Origin of the sequence: Nocardia sputorum, assembly GCF_027924405.1 — a bacterium.
Classification (GTDB): Bacteria; Actinomycetota; Actinomycetes; order Mycobacteriales; family Mycobacteriaceae; genus Nocardia; species Nocardia sputorum.
Window position 1 is genome coordinate 6748720 of the sequence record NZ_AP026978.1, and the last position, 22001, is coordinate 6770720.

23 protein-coding genes are annotated in these 22001 nt (G+C 69.3%); 14 read left to right on the forward strand and 9 right to left on the reverse strand.

What is annotated here, in order from left to right:
- Nucleotides 1-94: 94 nt before the first annotated feature.
- Genes QMG86_RS30440 through QMG86_RS30450 form a run of 3 tightly spaced genes read left to right on the forward strand, consistent with a single transcriptional unit; the run spans nt 95 to nt 3144 of the window.
- Complete coding sequence (locus QMG86_RS30440) at nt 95-1615, forward strand: adenylate/guanylate cyclase domain-containing protein (RefSeq protein WP_281881208.1); 1521 nt, start codon at nt 95-97, stop codon at nt 1613-1615.
- A 4-nt stretch (nt 1616-1619) separates the two neighbouring features.
- On the forward strand, nt 1620-2708 hold the full coding sequence (locus tag QMG86_RS30445; protein WP_281876273.1) for a lysylphosphatidylglycerol synthase transmembrane domain-containing protein: 1089 nt from the start codon (nt 1620-1622) through the stop codon (nt 2706-2708).
- Between the two features lie 37 nt (nt 2709-2745).
- Nucleotides 2746-3144, forward strand: a complete 399-nt coding sequence (locus QMG86_RS30450; RefSeq protein WP_281876275.1) for a DUF3054 domain-containing protein — start codon at nt 2746-2748, stop codon at nt 3142-3144.
- On the opposite strand, the gene QMG86_RS30455 is transcribed toward QMG86_RS30450, so the two are convergent.
- Entirely contained in the window at nt 3115-4752 is a 1638-nt protein-coding gene (locus tag QMG86_RS30455) for an NTF2-like N-terminal transpeptidase domain-containing protein (RefSeq protein WP_281876277.1), read from the reverse strand. The genes QMG86_RS30450 and QMG86_RS30455 overlap by 30 nt on opposite strands.
- A gap of 419 nt (nt 4753-5171) precedes the next feature.
- Between QMG86_RS30455 and abmR the strand changes: the two genes are divergently transcribed.
- Both abmR and aroQ read left to right on the forward strand, forming a co-directional pair.
- Nucleotides 5172-5771 (forward strand): ATP-binding transcription factor AbmR, encoded by a 600-nt coding sequence (gene abmR / locus QMG86_RS30460; protein ID WP_281876279.1) that lies wholly within the window; start codon nt 5172-5174, stop codon nt 5769-5771.
- A gap of 38 nt (nt 5772-5809) precedes the next feature.
- Complete coding sequence (gene aroQ / locus QMG86_RS30465; protein WP_281876280.1) at nt 5810-6259, forward strand: type II 3-dehydroquinate dehydratase; 450 nt, start codon at nt 5810-5812, stop codon at nt 6257-6259.
- Here the strand turns inward: aroQ and QMG86_RS30470 are convergent.
- Together QMG86_RS30470 and QMG86_RS30475 are read right to left on the reverse strand one after the other, a co-directional pair.
- Nucleotides 6256-6702, reverse strand: a complete 447-nt coding sequence (locus QMG86_RS30470) for a nitroreductase family deazaflavin-dependent oxidoreductase (protein ID WP_281876281.1) — start codon at nt 6700-6702, stop codon at nt 6256-6258. The genes aroQ and QMG86_RS30470 overlap by 4 nt on opposite strands.
- A 270-nt stretch (nt 6703-6972) precedes the next feature.
- Nucleotides 6973-7848, reverse strand: coding sequence for an NAD(P)-dependent oxidoreductase (locus QMG86_RS30475; protein ID WP_281876282.1), 876 nt, complete (start codon nt 7846-7848; stop codon nt 6973-6975).
- 143 nt (nt 7849-7991) lie between these two features.
- Here QMG86_RS30475 and QMG86_RS30480 point away from each other — a divergent pair, with 143 nt between their 5' ends.
- Nucleotides 7992-8342 carry a winged helix-turn-helix transcriptional regulator gene (locus tag QMG86_RS30480; RefSeq protein WP_281876285.1) on the forward strand — a complete coding sequence of 117 codons (351 nt, stop codon included), beginning with the start codon at nt 7992-7994 and terminating at the stop codon, nt 8340-8342.
- Here the strand turns inward: QMG86_RS30480 and QMG86_RS30485 are convergent.
- A complete protein-coding gene (locus QMG86_RS30485) occupies nt 8339-9457 on the reverse strand; it encodes a glycerate kinase (protein ID WP_281876287.1) in 1119 nt (372 codons plus the stop codon). The two genes, QMG86_RS30480 and QMG86_RS30485, sit on opposite strands and share 4 nt — an antisense overlap.
- A gap of 492 nt (nt 9458-9949) precedes the next feature.
- Entirely contained in the window at nt 9950-11539 is a 1590-nt protein-coding gene (locus QMG86_RS30490) for an alpha/beta hydrolase (RefSeq protein ID WP_281876289.1), read from the reverse strand.
- 157 nt (nt 11540-11696) lie between these two features.
- Here QMG86_RS30490 and QMG86_RS30495 point away from each other — a divergent pair, with 157 nt between their 5' ends.
- Nucleotides 11697-12008 (forward strand): GNAT family N-acetyltransferase, encoded by a 312-nt coding sequence (locus tag QMG86_RS30495; protein WP_159846383.1) that lies wholly within the window; start codon nt 11697-11699, stop codon nt 12006-12008.
- A gap of 5 nt (nt 12009-12013) precedes the next feature.
- On the opposite strand, the gene QMG86_RS30500 is transcribed toward QMG86_RS30495, so the two are convergent.
- Complete coding sequence (locus QMG86_RS30500; protein WP_281876293.1) at nt 12014-12775, reverse strand: lysophospholipid acyltransferase family protein; 762 nt, start codon at nt 12773-12775, stop codon at nt 12014-12016.
- A gap of 125 nt (nt 12776-12900) precedes the next feature.
- Between QMG86_RS30500 and QMG86_RS30505 the strand changes: the two genes are divergently transcribed.
- The 3 genes from QMG86_RS30505 to QMG86_RS30515 all read left to right on the forward strand — a co-directional run bounded on the left by QMG86_RS30505 (nt 12901) and on the right by QMG86_RS30515 (nt 14957).
- A complete protein-coding gene (locus QMG86_RS30505) occupies nt 12901-13545 on the forward strand; it encodes a YqgE/AlgH family protein (protein ID WP_281876294.1) in 645 nt (214 codons plus the stop codon).
- A gap of 132 nt (nt 13546-13677) precedes the next feature.
- Nucleotides 13678-14214, forward strand: a complete 537-nt coding sequence (locus tag QMG86_RS30510) for a sigma-70 family RNA polymerase sigma factor (protein ID WP_281876296.1) — start codon at nt 13678-13680, stop codon at nt 14212-14214.
- Nucleotides 14211-14957, forward strand: coding sequence for an anti-sigma factor family protein (locus tag QMG86_RS30515; protein ID WP_281876298.1), 747 nt, complete (start codon nt 14211-14213; stop codon nt 14955-14957). Before QMG86_RS30510 ends, QMG86_RS30515 begins: the two co-directional genes overlap by 4 nt.
- 58 nt (nt 14958-15015) lie before the next feature.
- On the opposite strand, the gene QMG86_RS30520 is transcribed toward QMG86_RS30515, so the two are convergent.
- From QMG86_RS30520 to QMG86_RS30530, 3 genes are all read right to left on the reverse strand, one after another.
- A complete protein-coding gene (locus QMG86_RS30520; protein ID WP_281876300.1) occupies nt 15016-15783 on the reverse strand; it encodes an ABC transporter permease in 768 nt (255 codons plus the stop codon).
- Nucleotides 15780-16751: an ATP-binding cassette domain-containing protein gene (locus QMG86_RS30525; protein ID WP_281876301.1), complete on the reverse strand. Its 972-nt coding sequence runs from the start codon at nt 16749-16751 to the stop codon at nt 15780-15782. The genes QMG86_RS30520 and QMG86_RS30525 overlap by 4 nt, the downstream gene beginning before the upstream one ends.
- A 101-nt stretch (nt 16752-16852) precedes the next feature.
- Entirely contained in the window at nt 16853-17383 is a 531-nt protein-coding gene (locus QMG86_RS30530; protein WP_281876302.1) for an EXLDI protein, read from the reverse strand.
- Between the two features lie 136 nt (nt 17384-17519).
- Between QMG86_RS30530 and QMG86_RS30535 the strand changes: the two genes are divergently transcribed.
- The 4 genes from QMG86_RS30535 to QMG86_RS30550 are packed head-to-tail and all read left to right on the forward strand — an operon-like array spanning nt 17520 to nt 21958.
- A complete protein-coding gene (locus QMG86_RS30535; protein WP_281876303.1) occupies nt 17520-19199 on the forward strand; it encodes a thiamine pyrophosphate-binding protein in 1680 nt (559 codons plus the stop codon).
- A 29-nt stretch (nt 19200-19228) separates the two neighbouring features.
- Nucleotides 19229-19888 (forward strand): SRPBCC family protein, encoded by a 660-nt coding sequence (locus QMG86_RS30540; RefSeq protein WP_281876304.1) that lies wholly within the window; start codon nt 19229-19231, stop codon nt 19886-19888.
- 1 nt (nt 19889) lies between these two features.
- A complete protein-coding gene (locus tag QMG86_RS30545) occupies nt 19890-20924 on the forward strand; it encodes a 3-oxoacyl-ACP synthase III family protein (RefSeq protein WP_281876305.1) in 1035 nt (344 codons plus the stop codon).
- A complete protein-coding gene (locus QMG86_RS30550; RefSeq protein WP_281876306.1) occupies nt 20921-21958 on the forward strand; it encodes an aminotransferase class I/II-fold pyridoxal phosphate-dependent enzyme in 1038 nt (345 codons plus the stop codon). The genes QMG86_RS30545 and QMG86_RS30550 overlap by 4 nt, the downstream gene beginning before the upstream one ends.
- The last annotated feature ends 43 nt before the right edge of the window (nt 21959-22001 follow it).

Sequence of the window (22001 nt, forward strand, 5' to 3'; positions counted from 1 at the left end):
GCGCGACCGGCGGCCAGCGCCGCGGACATGCCGACATGATCGAAACGCTAGATTGGAGCCCGTGTCGGCGCCCTTGGAAGCGGTCAAACAGACCATGCGAACGCGCTGGCCGCTGTACCTGACATCGATGCTGCTGGCGAACGCTTTCGGCGCGGTTCTGGTGTGGGCGTTCATCCAGTACGGGCTACCCGTCCCGGAGGGTGAGGCCTCCGGTGCCAGGCGCACCGGCCTGCTGATCCCGGCCGTCGTCTTCGTGGCGGGCGGCCTGCTCAGCATGGCCGCGTCCGCGCTCATGCTGCGTCCGGTGATGCGCTGGCAGATGCGCGGCGGCCCGCCGAGCCGCCAAGAGCAGATGGCCGCGCTGCACGCACCGCTGCGCCAGGCGATCCTGCATCTCGCGCTGTGGCTGATCGGCGGCGCCGTGCTGGCCGCGCTGATCATCCGGGACACTCCCGCGCTGGCCGGAGCGGTCATCGTCACCGAGTGCATGGCCGCGACCATCGTGTTCGGCTTCACCTACATGCTGGGCGAACGCATCCTGCGCCCGGTCGCGGCCCAGGCGCTGACCGAGGGCACCTTCGACCACACCCTCACCCCGGGCGTCGGCACCAGGATGGCGATGACCTGGGGCATGGGCACCTTCGCCCCCACCATCGCCATCGTGCTGCTGTGCGTCACCCAGATCTCCTCGGACGTGAAGTTCTCCGCGCAGTCGCTGGCCATCTCCATCCTGCTGCTGTGCGGCGTGGTGATCATGCAGGCGCTCGCGCTGTCGATGCTCACCGGTTCGAGTATTTCCGACCCGGTACGCCAGCTCAGCCAGGCCATCGACCGGGTCCAGGCCGGGGCGCGCGACGTGCAGGTCGAGGTCTTCGACGGCAGCGAGATCGGCCTGCTGCAGGTCGGCTTCAACCGGATGATGGAGGAGGCCGCCAAGCGCCGCCAACTCCAGGAACTGTTCGGTCAGCACGTCGGCGAGGAGGTGGCGCAGCGGGCGCTGGACTACGGCACCGAGCTCGGCGGCGAGACCCGGTTCGTCGCGGTGCTGTTCGTCGACATGGTCGGCTCCACCGCCGCCGCGGCCGAACGCCCGCCCACCGAGGTGGTCAGCCTGCTCAACGAGTTCTTCCGCATCGTGGTCGACGTGATCGACCGCCACCACGGCTTCGTCAACAAGTTCGTCGGCGACGCGGCGCTGGCCATCTTCGGCGCGCCGCTGGATCGCCCGGACGCACCGACCGCCGCGCTCGCCGCCGCGCGCGAACTGCGCGAAACCCTGCGGGAAGTGCCGGGCCTCGACATCGGCATCGGCGTCTCGGCCGGTCTGGCCGTCGCGGGCAACATCGGCGCGGCCAACCGCTTCGAGTACACGGTGATCGGAGACCCGGTCAACGAGGCATCCCGGCTCACCGAGCTGGCCAAAGAACGTCCCGGCCGAACGCTGGCCTCGGGTAGTGCGCTGTATTTCGCCGAGGAAAGCGAGCAGGACCAGTGGGAAACCGGCGACGAGGTGCAGCTGCGCGGCAGACGCAGGAAAACGCTCTTGGCCTGGCCCCGCGAACGGGCCGACGCGCCCGACGATACCGAGGTCGAAACGGTGCGTTCGTTAGGCTGACCGCGTGACGGCCGACGGGGAACTGGCAGGGGATCCTGCGCCGCCGCCCACGGCGGGTTCCCGCCGTGGCAGATTCCGCTGGCTGAAATGGGTGCTCGGCGCCGCACTGCTGGCCCTGCTGATCGCCGAGGGCGTGTACCTCTGGCCGCGCTTGCACGAGTCCTGGCAGAAGCTCACCGAGATCCACTGGGGGTGGCTGGCGGCATCGATCTGGCTGCAGGCGCTGTCGATGAGCGGGTTCGGCCGGGTGCAGAAGCAGCTGCTCAACGCGGGCGGCGTCGCGGTGAGCCAGCGGAAATCCGTCGCGGTGGTCTACGGTGCGACGGCGATGTCGGTCACCTTGCCCGCCGGCCAGGTGTTCTCCACCGCGTTCACCTACCGGCAGACCAGGCGCTGGGGCGCCAGTCCGATCGTCGCCTCCTGGCAGCTGGTGTTCTCCGGCGTGGTCGCCGCGGTGGGCCTGGCCTTGCTCGGCGTCGGCGGCACGCTGCTGGCGGGCGGGCGCGTCGGCCCGTTCAAGCTGATCCTCTCGGTGGCCGCCGTCGTCGCCCTGGTGTGGGCGGGCAACCACGTGTCGCGCCATCCCGGTTCGCTCGAGGCACTGCTGCGCAAGCTGCTCGCGCTGGTCAACCGGCTGCGCAAGCGCGCGCCGGAGTCCGGCGCCGCCAAGATCGAGGATGTACTCGACCAGCTCGAATCGGTGAAGCTCGGCAAGCGCGACGGCGTGTTGGTGGCGCTCTGGGCGCTGGTGCACCGTTTCGCCGACGTGGCCTGCCTCGGCGCGGCCTGTTACGCGGTGGGCGCCGATCCGCGCATCGCCGGTCTGCTGCTCGCCTTCGCCGTGGGCAAGGCGGTCGGGTCCATCCCCTTCGCGCCGGGCGGCATCGTCTACGTCGACGCCACGCTGATCTACGGCCTCACCGCCGCGGCCGGTCTGCCCGCCGCGCAGGCGGTCGCCGCGGCGTTCGTCTATCGGATGGTGAGCTTCATCCTGGTCGCGATCGCCGGGTGGATCGTGTTCCTGTTCCTGTTCCGCAGGCGGCAGGCCGACGACGCCGAGTTCGAGCGGGAATTCGAGCAGCGGCGGTTGTGACCGCGACCGCGTCGAGGTCCCCGTTACGCTGGCCCGCGTGAGGAAATTGCTGCCGTTCGTGCTCGATGCGCTGCTCGTCGTCGTCTTCTGCGCGATCGGCAGGCGCAGCCACGACGAGGCGGTGCTCGCCGGACTGCTGCGCACCGTATGGCCGTTCGCGACGGGATTGGTCGTCGGCTGGCTCGTCGTGGTGTCCCCGCGGTGGCGCGCCGCCGCTGACGCGCGGTTCGACATCACCGCCCTGTGGCCCGCCGGGGTCGTGATCTGGGCCTGCACCCTGGCCGTGGGCATGCTGCTGCGCGTGGTCAGCGGGCAGGGCACGGCGGTGAGCTTCGTCCTGGTGGCCGGCGTCGTGCTCGCGGTGTTCCTGCTCGGCTGGCGCGCGGTGACCGAAGCCGTCCGGCGATCACGGTTCCGGAGTAGCCAGCGCCTGTAGCATCCGGGCCGCCATCCGCGGGGTCGCGTCCTTGCTGTCCACGTCGTTGATGTGGATCGCGAAGACCAGATCGCCCATCGCCCCGATCAGCCACCCGTCCGGGCCCGCGGTCGCGGCGAACGCGTCGACGTCGCGGTAGCGGCGCACACTCGCGAGCTCCGGCGCGTTCGAGGCGTCGCGCAGCATGGCGCGCAGCCGGTCGGCGGTCTGCGGCGGGAGCGGGTCGAGCCGGGCATCGGTGGCGCTCGGGCGACCGGCCTCGATCATCGGCGGCGGCACCGACCCGCGCACGATCGTGGCCGCGGCGATGGCCATGCCGAACGGGCTGGCCAGCACGGCGTCCGAACCGCCACCCTGCGACACCTGCTCGGCGCTGCGTCCCGCGACGGCCAGACGGCCGGTGACCTCGTCGAGGCCGGGCACCTTGAAGTCGATGCCGACGCCGAGCGCGGTCGCCGCTTCGGCCGCGTCCTGCACCGACACTTCCTGCGGCGCCTTTCCCTTCGCCGACGCCGCGACCGCGCGGAACAGTTCCATGGCGCCGCCCACCGGATACAGCCCGGTGAACGCCACCGACCCGTGCTCACTGGCCTGGCTGTTCTGCGCGACCGCCACCACCGCGCCGGTGGACGGCTGGATCGCCACGATCGAGGCCTGCGTGGGCACGCTGACCACCGCGTCCTCCGCGGCACGCTGCAAGCGCTGATCCATCGTGCCCGCGATGTCCGGTCCCGGCGGACCCTGCTGGCCCGCGAGCTGAGTGATGAACCGCCCGTCCTGCTCGAACAGTTGGACGCCCCATCCGGAGTGCGCCTCCTGGCTTTCCTGCTGTACCTTGCGCAGCGCGTCGAGCATCGGCGACCAGACCCGGCGGTCGGCGGAGATCAGCCGGGGCTGCTTCTCCATCACCACACCGGGAATCGGCGCCATTCGCGGTTCCAGGATCGCGAAGTCACCCTCGCGCAGGTTCACCGCGACGATCGGCTTGCCCTGCGAGGTGGCCAGCTGCTGCATCAGCGACGCCCCGGTGATCAACGGCGCGACCGGCTCGATGGCCTTGGCGAGGGCGTCGGTGGACGCGATCGGGTCGGGCATCTTGGCGGGATCCAGCTTGACGACGTTGATGACCTGCTCGGTCATCAACGGCTCACCGGCGATGTCGTTGACTCGCGGCGCAGGCGTCGGATAGGTGCGCACCAGTTGCACCTTCCGGTTGTGCGTGAGCTGGGGCATCACGACCGCGGGCTCCCAGGAGATCCGCCAGCCGATGGCCAGCTTGCGCACATTGCCTTCCAGGCTGTAGTTCCAGGTCTTCTTCTCCCCGAAACTCCACTCGACGTCCATGCTGAAGATCGCCGACTCGGCATCGAGACCGATGAACTGGGTCTTGCGGTAGTCGACCTTGGCGCCCTGCAGCCCGGTAAACATTTGCTTGAGGGTTGCTGTAGCCGCGGTGGGGTACGACGTCAGGTCTGCCGCCTTGGTGTAGTCCTGATCGTCGAGCAGATCGGTGAAGCGCTCGACGACCGCTTCGGCTTCGTTCTGCTTCTCGTGTATCCCGCACGACCCGATCCCGAGCGCGAGCGCCGCCACCCCCATGAGTGCCATTGCGCCGCGAACACGAAAGCGGCGGGATCCCCACACGTCCATGTCGCCCACTCTTCACTCTTGTCACTCCAGTAACAAGACCACCGTACCCGAAAAAGACCAGACCGCGATGCCTCCGTAGCGCGGACGTTACCCATGCTCAGCATCCCAATTCTGCCCCGGGATGTCGCATCTCGGGGGGCCTTTCATGATCATCGCCCAGCCGGTCGGCGGCAACCGGCGCCGCTACCGTACCGGCCTTCTCGAAAAGTCGCGCGGTTACCGCCGCCCTCGACGTTTCGAATCAATAAATACCCCTAAGGGTGCGGATCGAAGCAATCGGACCCCTGTTCGCACACAGCGGAACCCCCAGCGGCGCGTTGAGAAGTAATCTTGTAATCACTGAAAGCACCGCAGAGCAGTAAGTAGGTGACCCGCCAATGAGAAACGCACACCGCGGCCGGGGCTTCGGCCGCACGGGCGGCTGGCAGCAGGCCGATCTGCCGGACCCGTCGGACGTGCCCGACTGGTTCGCCGGAAGATTGCCGAATGACTGGTTCACCGGCCCGCCGGTGATCGAGGTGGACCGGGACGAGATCGTCGTCATCGGGGAACTGCCGATTCCGCAGCCGGAGAAGAAGCCGGACGCCGACGACGCCGGCGCTTCGACCGAAGAAGTGCCGCGCGCGACGAAGGAGGGCGCGGTCGCCCGGTTCCGCGAGTCGACCCGTCCGGCCCGCATGCAGATCGCGAACGAAGCACAGCACCGCTACCGGCGCAATGTGGCCTGGGGCGTCTCGGTGGACGGGGAACGGATCATGTTCACCCATCTCGCCGTCCCCGTCATGACCCGGCTGCGCCAGCCGGAGCGCAAGGTGCTCGACACCTTGGTCGACGCGGGCGTCGCCCGTTCCCGCGCCGACGCGCTGGCTTGGACCGTGAAGCTGGCGGGCAAGCACGCGGAGACGTGGCTGGAGGAACTGCGTGAGGCCATGCGCAAGGTCGACGACCTGCGCTCGGAAGGTCCACAGGGGCTGTAGCCGGTCGGGCCCGGCGGCGGCGCGGTATCTTGCCGTGCATGGCTGCGACCGCGACGCCGGGCCCGATCCTGGTTCTGAACGGCCCGAACCTCAACATGCTCGGCACCAGGCAACCGGAGGTGTACGGGTCGGCGACGCTGGAGGACGTGGTGGAGTTGTGCCGGCGGACGGCGGCGAGGTTCGACCGGGAGGTCGTCGCCTTCCAGTCCAATTCCGAAGGCGCGCTCATCGACCGCATCCACCAGGCGCGGGGCGCCGAGTCGGGCATCGTGATCAATCCCGGCGGACTCACCCACACCTCGGTGGCGCTGCGGGACGCGCTGGTGATTCCGGAACTGCCGATCGTCGAGGTGCACATCAGCAACGTGCACGCGCGCGAGGAGTTCCGGCATCACTCCTACATCTCCCCGATCGCGACCGCGGTGGTCGCGGGCATGGGCATCCAGGGTTACGCCGCCGCCATCGAATTCCTCGCCCGCCCGAGTTAGTTCAGCTGGAAGACCGGGAACCCCGGCGCGATGGCGGCGAGTTCCTCGTCGGTGGCGTCCTTGGTCACGCCCTCGAAGAACCTGCCGACCTCCCAGCCCCACTTCCGCAGGTAGAGGCGCAGCAGCGGCACCTTGTCGGCGTCGGCCACCTCGGTGGCGGTGAACGCCTCGACCTTGCGGCCGAGCCGGAGTTCGCCGCCGCCCGCCACGCGCAGGTTACGCACCCACTGCGTGTGCCCACGCGGCGCGACGAGGAAGCGCTCGCCGTCTTCCCGCACCATCAGGTTGACCATCGTGGTGCGCCACTCGCCGCTCTTGCGCCCGCGCACCGCCAGCAGGCGCGACCCCATCACGCTGATGCCGAGCTTGGGCAACAGGTTGGCGATCCGGTTGAAGATCGCGTCGAATCCGGCGGGGCCGATGTAGCGGGTGCCGAGGTCCATGACTACTCCTTATTGTGAGCACTGCTCTCTATAGAGAGAAGTGTTCCACACACGACGCGGCGAAGTCAAGAGCACTGCTCTCGTTTCACGAATCGGCTGCACGATGACGGCGTTCACTCGCTCGCGGTCGTACCGGTTGATCCAGCGGTCGGCGTTGGCGTTGATGGGCTGCATATCGACCCCGGAACGCAAACCGGCCTCGCGAAGCCGGTCGACTCCTCGCACGGACGAGGAACCGGCCGATTCGGCGAGGCCGGATAACGGGATCGGTCAGGGATTTCGGAGGAGGGCGTAAGTGGAGATGGGCTTCCCCGCCTCCTCGCTGGCGGCGACGGCTTTACGCCACAGCCCCTGGGCGGTGTGCGAGAGCACGGCGTCCACGCCGACTTCTTCGCTCGCGTCGATGACGTGCTGCGCGCCCGCGTCCATCATCTTCAAACTCGCCAGCGACGCCCAGCCGCCGTTCTGATTGGCGACCGAGAACTCCTCCATGAAATAGGGGAATGCGGCGGCGGAGCGGATCGCGAACGGGACGAAAGCGGCGATGTCGTGGCCGGAGCGGTCGATCATCGCCGTGGCCTGGTCGAAGGCGAGCAACCAGGGATGGAAGATGGTCAGCAGCCCCTGGTAAAAGACCTGCGCCAAGCCGTCGTCGGCGCCGAGGTACTCCTGCGGGCTCAACGGCCGCAGCAGCTCGGCGTGCGCGTCGAACACCGCGCGCGGGCCGCTGTAGAAGATGTAGGACGCCGGATGCGTGATGTTGTCCCCCGCCGACATGACGCCGCCGGAGAGGAACTGCGCGCCGTGCGAGCGAACCCACTGCGCTCCTTTGCGGGCCTTCTCCGGCGAATCGGACGACAGGTTCGCGATCACCTTGCCCTTCAGATGGCCGGTTGCCGGGCCGAGCACGTCGTACATCGCGGCGTAGTGGGTGAGGCTGAGCACGGTGACCTCGTTGGCGTCCAGCGCGTCGGCGACGGTCGCGGCGCGCTTCGCGCCGAGTTCGACCATGGCGTCGGCCTTCTCGGGGCTGCGGTTCCACACCGTCACCTCGACGCCCGCGGCCAGGAAGGCCCGGACCATCGCCTGACCCATCGGCCCGAGGCCGACGACGGAGACAGCGCGGGCGGTGTTCTGCTCGGACATGATGTGTCCCTTCGGTTCTCGTGATTACGTGGATCGGCGCCGGTGTTCATCGTCGTTCCCGCAGGTAGGGTCGGGAAGACCGAACGTCGAGGTGCGGTTGCTTACCTCGAGGTCCGAAACGAGGTCAGAGGAGCGCGGTGGGCATGAGCGGTGACGCGGATCACGAAGTGTGTGGCATGACGGTCGCGATCGATGTCGTCGGCGGCAAGTGGAAGATGCACCTGATGTGGGTGCTCGGCGCGGGCCCGCAGCGCTTCGGCCACATCCGCAGGCTGCTCGACGGGGTCAGCGAGAAGGTGCTCGCCGAGAACCTGCGCCAGCTGGAGGCCAGCGGCGTGGTGCACCGCGAGGTCTATCCCGAGGTACCGCCCCGGGTCGAATACTCGCTCACCCCCCTCGGCGAGGAACTGGCCGTCGCGCTGCGTCCGCTCGAGGAGTGGGGCGACCGGCACAAGACCGAGCTGGCCGCGAACCTGCTGGCGTCGGCGAGCTAACCCAGCCACTCCTCGGCGATCCGCCCGCCGACGCGTTCGAGCAGCGCCGCCGCCTCGGATATCGAGCGTTCCGGGTCGGAGGTCAGATCGGCGAGCGCATAGCAATCAGCGAAACCCGCGGACCGGATCTCCTCGGGCGTGAGCAGCGTGCGGCCCGCCACGGCGATCACCGGCACGCCTGCCTTCCGGGCGGCCGCGCACACGCCGATCGGCGCCTTGCCGTGCAGGCTCTGCCGATCTAGCGATCCTTCTCCGGTGACCACGAGGGTCGCGGTGGTGAGCAAGGCGGGGAAATCGAGCGATTCGAGCACCACCTCGATACCGCTGCGCACCCGAGCGTCCAGTACGGCGAGCGCGCCGAAACCCGTACCGCCCGCCGCGCCCGCGCCGGGGAGCCGCGCGAACTCGGGGCCGACGAGCCGCGCCCACATCGCGAGCGCGTTTTCGAGAACGTCGAGGTCGGCGGGCCCGGCGCCCTTCTGTGGCGCGTACACCGCCGTCGCGCCGGTCGGTCCGAGCAGCGGATTGTCGACGTCACAGGCCAGCGTGATCTCGGTACCGGCGATACCGGGGTGCAGGCCGGAGCGGTCCAGCCGCGCCGCGCGGGTCAAAGCCGCTCCGCCGCGCGGCAATTCGCGCCCCTCGTCGTCCAGGATGCGAACGCCGAGCGCCTGCACCATGCCCGCGCCGCCGTCGGTGGAGGCGCTGCCGCCCAGACCGAGCACGATCTCGCTCGCGCCGTGCTCCATAGCGTGCGCCAAGACCACACCGAGCCCATATGTGCTCGCCCCCAACGGGTCGGGCTGTCCCCCGGGTAGGTGCGCCAGCCCGACCACGGCCGCCAATTCGACGACAGCCTTCGTACCGTGCCGGGCGTAGGCCGTCGGGTGCGGTACCCCGGTCGGTCCCGGCGCCGTCACCTCCACCCGCGTCCAACCCGCCGCGACGAACGCCTCGACCGTGCCGTCGCCCCCGTCGGCCACCGGCACTTGCCGGATCTCGGCACCCGGCGCCCGCTTCCGCAGTCCGGAAGCCAGGGCCGCCGCCACCTCCGGCGCGGCGAGCGACCCCTTGAACTTGTCCGGAGCGAGGATCACTCGCGCGGCGGATGTCATCCCCACATTCTGGGACGCGACCGGACGAGCCGCACCACGACACCCGTCACGCCGTGATCCCGGCTCTCGACGGCGACCGACCCGACTGCACTCGCGCGTGGGGACGCTCAGCTGACGACAGCGGGGCCCGGTCGGCACAGTCACGACACCCGCCACGCCCGCAATAACGGCCGACATGAACTGCCCTCGCGTGTGGGGACGCTCAGCTGACAGGCAGCGGGGCCTGGTCGGCGCAAGTCACGACACCCGCCACGCCCGCAATAACGGCCGACATGAACTGCCCTCGCGTGTGGGGACGCTCAGCTGACAGGCAGCGGGGCCTGGTCGGCGCAAGTCACGACACCCGCCACGCCCGCAATAGCGGCCGACGCGAACCCCCTCGCGTGTGGGGACACTCACCTGACAGGCAGCGGGGCCTGGTCGGCGCAAGTCACGACACCCGCCACGCCCGCGATGGCGACCGACATGAACTGCACTCGCGTGTGGGAACGCTCAGCCGACGGGCAGTGGCGCCTGGTCGGCGCGGGTGATGTTCACGTTCCCGGTGCGCAGGTAAGTGAGCACCGCCTCGTCCACCGCGGGGTTGCCGCGACCGAAGGTGCCGTGGTCGCCGCCGTCCACGACGACCAGCCTGCCGCCCAGCGCCGCGGCCATCGCCGGGCCGCCTTCGTACTTGGTCAGCGCGTCGTGCTTGCTCTGCAGCACCAGCGGCGGGGTGCGCAGCCCCGCGCCGGTGATCGGCACCGGCTTGGTCACGGGTTTCCAGGAACCGCAGGCCATTCCCGAGCGCACCAGGTCGGCGCGCGCGTCCATGGCGTTGCCGCCGGAGGCGATGGTGCCCGCCGCGGCGCCGAGCAGTTCGGGCCTGCCCGGCACGGCGTTCTCGTTGCAGGTGATCGCACTGAACACGAACCGCCCGGTGGGGTCGGTCGAAGTCGCGCCCTCGATGGCCCGCAGGCGCTGCACGTTCGCCGGGTCGGCCGCGGCGTCGGCCATCGCGCGCGCGAAGGTCGGCCAGAAGCTGCGGGTATAGGTGGCCACGGTGGTCGCGCCGAGCAACGGCACCTGCGCGGAGACACCGCCGCTCACCAACGTGCGCAACAGATTCTGCAGTTTGCCGAGCTGCTCGACGCTCCCGGTGTAGCCGTCCCTGGCGATCTCGGCCAGCGGTTCGGGCAGCGCGCCGGGCAGGTCGGCGATGCTGGCGGGCGGCGGGGTCAGATTGGCGTACCAGCCGCCGCCCTGGGCGGCCGCCAACCGCACCCAGGTGCGATAGACCTGCAGAGCGGTGTCGCCGAGGTGGTAATCGTCGTCGTGTTCGGCGATCCAGGTGAACAGGTCGTCGAGGCGTTGTTTGCCCGCGACCTGCTGCTGGGCGAATTCCTCGGTCCACACCCAGTCCGGGTTGACGTTGGAGTCCAGGATCATCCGGTCCACCCGCTCGCCGAACAGCGCCGCGTAGACCGCGCCGAGGTAGGTGCCGTAGGAGGTGCCGAGGTAGCCGATCCGCTCCAACCCGAGCGCGGCGCGTACGGCGTCCATGTCGCGCGCGGTGTTCTCGGTGGTGATCGTGTCCAGGTACCCGGGCTGCGCCGCATCGCAAGCCTTCTTGATCTCGTCGCGATTGCCGCCGCCCAGCGAGACCTGTTGCCCCGGGCCGTCCTTCGAACTCGTCCCGCATTCCAGCGGCGTCGCCCAGCGCAATCCGCGCGGCTGGACGGCGATCCGGTCGTAGTGCTCGGCGAGCGCCGCGGGAAGCACCTCCACCCGACGCGCCCAGAAATCCAGCGCGTCCGCACCGGGGCCGCCGGGATTGGCGAACAGGACACCCTGCCGCTCGCCCGTGGCCGGGATCCGGCTGACGGTCAACTCGATCCGGGCGCCGTCCGGGTCGGCGTAATTCATCGGGACGGAGACCACGGCGCACTGCACGCCCCGATCGGCGGTCACGGACCCCGCGGGACACCGGCCGAACGCCACCGCGGGCGCGGCTTCCGCGCCGCCCGTGGCGATCGATCCGCCGAGCAGGCCCGCGGCGACGACGGCGGCCGCGACCCGCGAAACCCGCGGTGTTCTCGTCATGTTCGTACCTCCCCGAGCCTGCCCGCTCGCGCGCGACGACGGACCCGACCAAGAGCATTCTGCGCAGGGCCGCCGGGTCAGACAAGTCGGTGGCGGGATTCCGCCCGGTCCGGAGCGTGATTTACCGGGAAACCGGGGCACAGAGTAGCGTCGAGCCATGTCGACCGAGGTCAACAACAACACCGCACTGGACCGTTTCGAGATCTACGTCGACGGTGCGATCGCCGGCTACGCCGAATACCAGGACACGGCGTCCGAGCGCGCGTTCGTGCACACCGAGATCTACCCGCGCTACGAGGGCCAGGGCTACGCGCGGTTGTTGGTCGAGACGGCCTTGAACAGCACGCGCGACGACAAGCTCGGCGCGCTGCCCATGTGCCGGACCGTCCACCACTTCATCGAGACCCGTCCCGAATACCTCGGGATGGTGCCGCACTGGGCGCGCGACCGGCTGAATCTGCCGCAGTAAGGCCGTCAGTACGCGGCGACGGCGGCGTCGAGCGCCTTCTGCAGATCCGCGCGCACCAGCCGGGCGATGTCACCGGGCCGCGGCGGCAGCTCGAGCACCGGGACGCCGAAGTGGAAGCTGGCCCCTTTGGCCTCCTCCTTCGTCGGCGGCACCGAGGGATCGTGGCGCGGCCCGTAGCTCAGCGCCATGGACACCAGCACGGGCTCGGCGCCGAGCTTCATCGCCCGGAACGCGATGTGCCCGATGCCGCTGCCCACCGCTTGCACGCGGGCCGGATCCACGTCGTTGCACGTGCCCTCGGGGAAGACCGCGATGCCGTCGCCCCTGGCCATCCGCTCCGCGCAGACGTCCATCATGCGCTGGCCCGCGGCGTTCACCGCGCGGATGCCGTGGTCCTTGCCGCGGAACACCGGGATCCCGCCCATCATGTCGATCTTGCGCCGCTGATCGGGATCGGCGAACAACTCGTCCTTGGCCAGCACGCGCACCCGGCCGATCACCCGCCGTAGCCCGCTGCGCCAGGCGGCCGCGGCCACGGTGTAGGGATCGCTCTCGGAGAGATGGTTGATCGCGATGAGCAGCGGCCGGTTCTGCCTGATCGCTGTGCGGAGCGCTGCGCGCGCGCCCTCCGCGTAGGTGACGCGGGGATGGTAGCGGCGGCCGAGAATGGCGTAAGCCCCCCAAGCCTGTAGGCGATTCTGGCGATGATCGCGATAGAAGTCGTACACGGTGTCGCTGTTCTCGAGGCGCACCTCGGGCGGTTCCATGACCTGGACTCTACGATGTCGCGGCGACGGGGCGACGGGGCGTCCGCCGCCCGCTCGGCAAATCCGGAACGCAGAAGTCGGCCACAGAAGGCGCAATCTGAGCGAACAGCTGCGATGATGTCGGAGTGGCACGCGCAGAAGACCCGGACGATCGCAAGACTCGCGGCGGGCACAGTGGCCGCAGGCGACGTGAATTCCGGCACGGTGACCAGGTGGTTCGTGCCGGGACGCTGCTGGTGTCGGCCACCGAACTGGTGGAACCGACCTTCCGGCGCACCGTGGTCTACATCATCGAGCACAACGAGGCGGGCAGTCTCGGCGTCGTGCTCAACCGCCCGAGCGATACCGCGGTGCACGAGGTGCTGCCGCGCTGGACGGACGCGGTCGCGGCGCCACGCACGCTGTTCATCGGCGGCCCGGTGAAACGGGACGCCGCGCTGTGCCTGGGCACCGTCCGGGTGGGCGCGCGGATCGAGGGCGTCCCCGGCCTGCGCCGCATCGACGGACGCGTCGTCCTGGTGGACCTGGATGCCGATCCCGAGCGGGTGGCCCCGCTCGTCGAGGGCATCCGGATCTTCGCGGGCTACGCGGGCTGGACCTTCGGCCAGCTGGAAGGCGAACTGGAGAACAACGACTGGATGGTGGTCTCCGCACTGCCGTCCGACCCGATCAGCAGCGGCCGCGCGGACCTGTGGGCGCATGTGCTACGCCGCCAGCCGCTGCCGCTGTCCCTGCTGGCGACACACCCGATTGAACTCGAACGCAACTGAGCACGTGTACTCCTCGAAGGGACCGAAGGAGACACGATATGAGACACGACAACTGAACCGGCAAGAGCATGGGTGACTTGTCGACTGCGCCCACCGACCGGCCCCGCAACTCGAGCGGAGAGGTACCCAGTTGTGCGCAACCTAGGCGGCCAGACAGGTCGACCCGACGATCGGTCCGAATTGCTGCGGGCTCTCTATCGCGAACACGCCACCGCGCTGTGGCGGTACACGCTCGGCTTGGTACGGGATTCCGGACGGGCGGAGGACATCGTGCAGGAGACTTTGCTGCGGGCCTGGCAACGGCCCAACGTCTTGGACCAGTCCACCGCGTCGGCGCGAGCGTGGCTGTTCACCGTGGCGCGCAATCTCGCCGTGGATGAGCATCGCAGCGCCCGCAGCAGGCGCGAGGTCCGCACCGACAGTCCGCCCGAACAACCGGCCCCGGACCAGTCCGACCGCGCGCTGGACAGCTGGCTGGTCGCGGACGCGCTCGGCAGGCTCAGCGCCGATCACCGCGAGGTGATCGTGCGGGCCTACTATCGCGGACTGTCCACACACCAGATCGCCGAGGAACTCGGCGTTCCGCCGGGCACGGTGAAGTCCCGGATGCACTACGGTATGCGCGCATTGCGCCTGGCATTACAGGAGATGGGGGTGACGAACCAGTGACGCAGATCACCGACGACTACAGCACGTGGGACGCCCCGTACGTGCTCGGCTCCCTCACCCGCGAAGAGCGCCTGCAGTACGAGAGCCATCTCGCCGATTGCCCCGACTGCCGCGCGGCCGTGGCCGAACTGGCCGGGCTGCCGGGAATGCTCGCTCTCGTGGACACCGACATCGCGAACGCGATGATCGAGCCGCCCGCCCACCCCGGCGAGCCTGCGCCGGAGTTGCCTCCACCACCGCCGATGCCCTCCCTTCCGCCACCCCCGCGACTCGCCGACGCGGCCGAACGCCGCCGCAGGCGCAGCGGGTGGACGTCGGTCGGCATCGCGGTGGCCTCGGCCGCGGCGGCGGTGGCGATCGCGGTCCCGATCGCCGTCTCGGTGTCCGGATCGAACCAGTCGACCGAGCCGGGCACCAGCGAGCAGGCGTTCGTCGAACGCCAGATGACTCCGGTGGAGCCGACGCCGGTCTCGGCGAGCTTCAAGCTCGTCCCTGCGGGCGACCGGACGCGAGTGGTGATGACCTGCAGCTACCCGCCCGGCGAACAGCTGCGCTACAGCACCGAGCTCGCGTTGTACGTCACCCGCACCACTGGTCAACAGGAGAAACTCGACGCCTGGCCCGCGGGCCCCGGGACCGAGCTGACCATCGACCGGACCATCGACGGCGCGCCCGAGCAGGTCCGCGCGGTCGAGATCCGCGCGACCAACTCCGGGAAGGTGCTGCTCACCGGCACGGTGTGACCGATCGGATGATCCCCCGCGGGCACTGCTCGCGGGGGATCGCCTGCGCACGACTCGCTCAGCGCGTCCGACGCCGGAAGATCGAGGACGACCACAGGTAACCGACCACGGTGAGACCGACGCACCAGACGATCGAGATGATCGCGTTGTCGCCGATCTCGGTGCCCATCAGGAGACCGCGGATGGTCTCGGTGAACGGGGTGAAGGGCTGGTACTCGGCGAACTGACGCAATCCGGCGGGCATGGTGTCGGTGCCGACCAAGCCGCTGCCGAGGAACGGCAGCATCACCAGCGGGAAGGGCGTGTTGCTCGCGCTCTCCGGGTTCGGCGCGAGCAGGCCCAGCGCCACCGACAGCCAGGTGAGCGCGAACATCACCAAGGCGAGCAGCCCGAACACGGCGAGCCACTCGATCGGGTCGGCGTTCGGGCGGAAGCCGATCAGCAGTGCGACGCCCGCCATCGCGGCGATGCCGGCCAGCGCTTGGATCAACGCGCCGACCACGTGACCGGTCAGCATGGCCGACTGCGCGATGTCCATCGTGCGGAACCGGTTCACGATGCCTTTGGTCGTGTCGGTGGCGACCGACACCGCGACCGAGACGGTCATGTACGCCGGAATCATCAGCAGCATGCCCGGTGCGAGATAGTCGATGTAGTTCCCGCCGGAGGACTTCTCCAGCGCTCCGCCGAAGACGAAGTTGAACACCAGCAGCAGCACGGTGGGCATCACGATGACGCCGAAGCTCAGGCTCGGATAACGCTTCGCGTGCAGCAGATTGCGCCGCAGCATGGTCGCCGAATCGGCGAGGGCGTAGGACATGCTCATCGCACGGTTTCCTTCTCGGTGGTGGGGTGGCCGGTCAAGGTGAGGAAGACGTCGTCGAGGTTGGGGGTGTGCACGGCGAGGCCCTCGACCTCGATCTGCTCGTAGTCGAGCCGATCCAGCACGGAGCGCAGCGATTTCACGCCGCCGTCGCTGGGCACCGCGAGGGTGAGGTTCTCGTCGTCGTCCGACGCCGGGGCGGCGACGCCGAGCGCGTCGGCCGCCGCCGCGAGGGCCGGGCGATCGGCGAACTCGAGGCGGATGTGCCCGCCCGGCACCAGGCGCTTCAGTTCCGCCGCGGTGCCTTCGGCGACGATCCTGCCGTGGTCGAGCACCGCGATGCGGTCGGCGAGCTGGTCGGCCTCCTCCAGGTACTGGGTGGTGAGGAAGACCGTGACGCGGTAATCGTCCACCAACCCGCGGATGATGTCCCAGATCGCTCGCCTGCTGCGCGGGTCGAGCCCCGTGGTCGGCTCGTCCAGGAAGATGATGCGCGGGTCGCCGACCAGCGTCATGGCCAGGTCCAGGCGCCTGGTCATGCCGCCGGAGTAGGTGGCCACCGTCTTGTCCGCCGCGTCGACCAGGTCGAAGCGCTCCAGCAGGCTCTCCGCCAGCCTGCGGGCGTCCCGCCGCGGCAGATGGTGCAGATCGCCCATCAGCAGCAGGTTCTCCCGGCCGGTGAGCAGCTCGTCGACGGCCGAGAACTGGCCGGTCACCCCGATCCGCGCGCGCACCTGCTTGCGCTCGGCGGCCAGATCGTGGCCGCCGATGCGGATGTCGCCCGCGTCGGGGGTGATCAACGTGGTCAGGATCTGCACGGTGGTGGTCTTGCCCGCACCGTTCGGTCCGAGCAGCGAGAAGACCGTGCCCTCGGGGACGGTGATGTCTATCCCGTCGAGCACCACCTGCTCGCCGAACGATTTACGCAGGCCCCGCGCCGAGACGGCGGGCGTGCGATGGCCGTTCACCATGGTCTTTCCCTTCTGAGATACATGCGACTATGCGAATTCGGGCATGTGTAGTCCACACCGCCCCCTTGGGGATGCGGTGCTGATCGATTCGGTTGCGGCGGTTAGATGTCCAGGTCTTCGATCTTCGGCCCCTCGGCCACGTCGACCACCCGCCGGTAGAGCTTGTCGGGCAACTGCCCTTTCAGTTCGTCGAGGGAATCGACGACGACGAAGACGAAGTCACCCCAGTCCTGCTGGCCGACGCCGAGCAAGCGGCGCCAGCTCTTCGGGTCCCGCCAGTCCTTGAGCCACTTCGCACCCACGTCGGCCGGGTATTCGTCCCAGTTCGAATACTGGGCGTGCATCACGAATTTGCCCTTGCGGCTGCGATACACCTGGACGTGCTCGATCCGCGTATCGTTGACCTCGTGCCACTCCCCTAGCAGGGTGCCGGAGAAGCGGACCTGACGCACGCCGTCGCGACCGACTTTGAGCACGATTTCGTCGTAACCCTCCAGGCGGCCCTCCTCGAGTTCGATGAACCGGCGCAGCGCCGTGACCACCGCCCCCGAGAGGTTGCCGCCGACCAGTTCCTGCGCGCGCTGGAAGAGCGGGAGGTCGTCGTCGGCAACGTAGATCGTCTTGTTGGGCATGCTCCGACTATACGTAGATGTATACGTACACGCAAGCGGGGCGCCATAACTTTCGGCCCGCCGTTGAACCGTCCGGCGGCCGGGTCCGTATCACTCCTGTACGCAGTCGATGTTTCGTCAGCGGAAAGGAGCACGGATGCGGACTCGGGTGGTGGACCATCTGGTGCGAGCGGTCTCGGCGTTGGGCGTGCGCCACATCTTCGGGGTGGACGGCGCCAATATCGAGGACCTGTACGACGCGATCTTCGACGCGCCGGAGCACGTCACCGGAGTGGTCGCCAAACACGAGTTCTCGGCGGCCACCATGGCCGACGGGTACGCCCGCAGCACGGGCGGACTCGGCGTGGTCGCGGCGACCTCGGGCGGCGGCGCGATGAATCTCGTTGCCGGACTGGCCGAATCGTTCGCCTCGCGGGTGCCGGTGCTCGCACTGGTCGGCCAGCCTCCGACCGTCCTGGAAGGCAACGGCGCGTTCCAGGACACCAGCGGACGCGCGGGCGCGATCGACGCTGTTCGCTTGTTCGGCGCGGTCAGCACCTATTGCGCCCGCGTGGAGGCCGCCGCCGATCTGCCGGATCGGCTGGACCGGGCGGTGCGGGCCGCCCGGCGCGGCGGCCCGGCGGTGCTGCTGCTGCCCAAAGACGTGCAGCAGGCGGACGCGGGCGACCTGGCGCCGTGGCGCCCCGCACCGCGGACGCATCGGTCGGACGAAGCCGGGATCGCCCGCGTCCGCGCCGCGCTCGACTCGGCCCGGCACACCGGCAAGATCGTCGTCATCGCCGGCGATCAGGTCGCGCGCGACGACGCGCGCGCCGAACTGGCCCGCCTGGCCACCGCCCTGGACGCCGCGGTGGGTGTCGCGCCGGACGCGAAAGACACCTACGACAACACCGATCCGGCCTTCTGCGGTGTCACGGGCAGCATGGGTCACCCGGAACTGGCGGCGGCCATCCGGTCCTCGGCCTTGTGCCTGCTGGTCGGCACCCGGATGCCGGTTCCCGCCCGCGCAGGCTCGGAGACCGCGCTCGCCGAACGCACGGTCGCGAGCATCGGTGTGGCGCCGCCTTTCCTGCCCGCCATTCACGCCACCAGCACCGATCTTTCGTCCACGCTCGCGCAACTCGCCGACGAACTGGACGACGGCAGCACCGGATCCGAACGCGTGCGCGCGGCGCAACCGCTGACCTCGCTGCGCGTACCCGCCTCCGCCGGTCCCGGCCTGCGTTATCGGGAAGCGGTCGAGACGATCGACGCGGTATTGCCGGACGGCACCGATGTGTTCGCGGACGCGGGCAACACCGGCGCGGCCGTCGTGCACCATCTCCGGGTCCCGCGGGACGGGCGGTTTGTGGTCGCCCTCGGCATGGGCGGGATGGGGTACGCGTTCGGCGCGGGCATCGGGTCCGCCTTCGCGCGAGCGGACGGCGTCCGCCGGACGGTGGTCATCGCCGGTGACGGGTCGTTCTACATGCACGGAATGGAGTTGCACACCGCGATCGAGCACGCCCTTCCGGTCACCTTCGTCGTGCTGAACAACAACGCGCACGCCATGTGCGTGACCAGGGAGCAGCTGTACTACCGGGATCGCTACAGCTTCAACCGATTCCGCCCGGCCTACCTGGGCGCGGGCATCGCCGCGATGTTCCCCGGCCTGCCCGCGTTCTCGGTGCACACCGTCGGCGATCTCGCCGCCGCGCTGCGGCACTGCCTGGAAACCGAGGGACCGTCGTTCCTTTCGATCGAGTGCGATCCCGACGAGATCCCGCCGTTCCTGCCGTTCCTGACCACCGTGGAGCGAACCCGCAGCCACAACTGAACGCCCCGCACAACCCGAAGGAGTACCCCGTGACGACAAGTTCCCTCCCTGCCCTCAGTGACATCCCGGAGCAGGCCGTGCCGGGCGTGCTCCGCATCGAGAACTCCGACAAGGACGCGACCACGCCGATCATCATGGACATGCTGCGGTCGGTGTATCCGCATGACCAGATCTACGGCGATTACTGTCCGGTGCAGGGCTATATCGCCGCGCCTCCCCGAGAGGTGTACGAATACCTCGCCGACACCAGGTCGCTGGAGGAGTGGACCTACAGCATGCGCGGGTTCGTCGAGACCGACGAACCCGGACTGTGGCTGGCCTATGACCGGCTGGGCGACGAGACCGAGATCTACACCCGCACCATCGCGAACCCCGACGCCATGACCGTCGACTATCACTGCGCCTGGGACCAGTCACGGCACCTGTGGATGATCTACCTGCTGCGGGTGATCGACGCGCGAGTGGTGTTCGACAAGCCGGGGTCGGTGGTGCTGTGGATGAACTGCAAGCACCCCTTCTACGACGCGAATCCCTACCCCGAGACCGCGCCGCCCGAGCGGCCGGTGTGGGTCGGCGACTTCTGGGAGATGTTCTCGGCGGGTCATCAGCTGGAGATGGACAACCTCAAGGCCATCTGCGAGTACCGGGCCGCGCACGACCTGCCCATCAAGCCCGACTGGATGAAATGAGATGGCATTGAGCACCCAGAATTTGCCGCAGGTCAGTCTCGTCGACGTGGCCTCGTATCTGCCCGGCGAGCCGGTCGGCACCGAGTACTTCACGCAATTCGCGCGCTCGGACCGGATGGCGAAGAACGTCATGTTCCGCGCGCCGAAGGGCCGCCACCACGTGGGGCGCGACGAGACCGCCGTGGACATGGTCGAACGTGCCGTCGCACCGCTGATCGAGCGCAACGGCGCCGACGCGATCGCCGAGGTCGACGTGCTGATCACGCACACCCAGCTGCCGGACAACCCGGTGCTCGGCTGTGGCCCCGAGGTGGCGCGCCGGCTCGGCATCCGTCCGTCCTACGTCTACGACGTGCACAACGGCGGATGCGCCGCGTTCGTGCACATGATGGCGATGGCCCGCATGATCTTGCAGACCACCCCGGCCCGCACCGCGCTGATCGCGGCGACGCAGAACTGCGCGGGACCGGTGTTCACCCAAACCGAGATCCGCAAGCTGGCCCAGGCCCCGGTGCCCGGCGACGGCTGCGGAGTGGGGCTGCTGCGCAAGGACGACAGCGCGCCGATTCTCGACGTCGAATGCCGCACCTATCCCGAGTTCGCCGGAGACATGGAGTTCTCCACCAACGGCGAGCGCAAGTATTGGGAGCCGGGCGAGGGCCAAGGGTGCGTCAGCTTCACCGAGTCCAAGGTGACCAAGGTGTTCGCCCGGGGCAACCGGCTGGTTCCGGAAGTGGCGCTGGCGGTGTGCGATCGGCTCGGCGTGCGTGGACGCGACGTCGACACGTTCGTCACCAATCAGCCCAACCGGCTGTTCCTGCGTAACTGGCACGACGCGCTGGAGCTGCCCGCGCAGCGGCATCCCGACACCTTCGACTCCTGCGGCAACCTGTTCGCCGCGGGCATCCCGGTGACACTGGACGTGGAGAACCGGGCGGGACGGCTGCCCAACGGATCGCTGGTGCTGCTGGCCGGGTTCGCGCACGCGGGCGACTTCGCGGGCGCGGCCGCCGTTCGCTGGGGAGCCGCGCGATGAGCGTGCGCGTCGTCGACGGCACCCGGCCCTCTCGCCGGCACCAGGTATCCCGGGTGCCGCCCCGCTTCGACCTCACCCTGAGCGAGAATCCGTTCCCACCGCTGCCTTCGGTGCTGCGGGCGGTGCACATGACGCTGGCTCAGGCCAACCGATACCCGGAGTTCCTGCCGCGTCGGCTGCCGTCGCTGATCGCCGGGCATGTGGGTGTTCGGGCGGATCAGGTGGTGGTCGGCTCGGGGGCGACCGGCGTGGCCCTGCAGATCCTGCAGACGCTCACCACGCCGGGAAAAGAGATCGTCTACAGCGCGCCGACGTTCGACGGGTATCCGATCATGGCCGAGATGGCCGGGCTCGAGGCGGTGCCGGTGCCGCTGAACGCGGCGGGCGATCAGGACCTGCGGGCGATGCGGCATGCCGTCGACCGGCGCACCGCACTGGTCGTGGTGTGCCGTCCGCACAATCCCACCGGAACGGTGCTTCCGGCGGACGAGTTGAAGGCGTTCCTCTCCGACGTGCCTGCCCGTGTCCCGGTGCTTCTCGATGAGGCGTACGTCGAGTTCCTCGGGGCGGCGGAGTACATCGACCCGCTGGCATTGATCGCGAAACACCCCAACCTGCTCGTCCTGCGGACTTTCTCGAAGGCGTACGGATTGGCCGGGCTGCGGATCGGTTACGCCTTCGGCAGGCCCGAGCTGATCGCGCACGTGAGCAAGCTGCAACTCCCCTTCGGGATGAGCGCGGCAGCGGTGGCCGCGGTCGCCGCCTCCTACGCCGCCGAACCCGAGCTCGCCGCGCGCACCTTCCGCATCACCGAGGAGCGGGACGCGCTCCGGGCCGCACTGATGGCTCGCGGATTCGCGATACCGGAAAGTCGCGCCAACTTCCTGTACATCCCCGGGCCGGGCACCGTCACCGCGCTGCGCCGCGCGGGGATCGCCGCGAAGTCCTATCCGGACGGCAGCGCGCGGATCGCCGTCGGCGATCCCTCCGCAGACCACGCGGTTCTCCAAGCGCTTTCGACGCACGCCCGCTGAATTCGGGGCCGTGCCTCGACAACGACTCGCGGACCGGATGTCC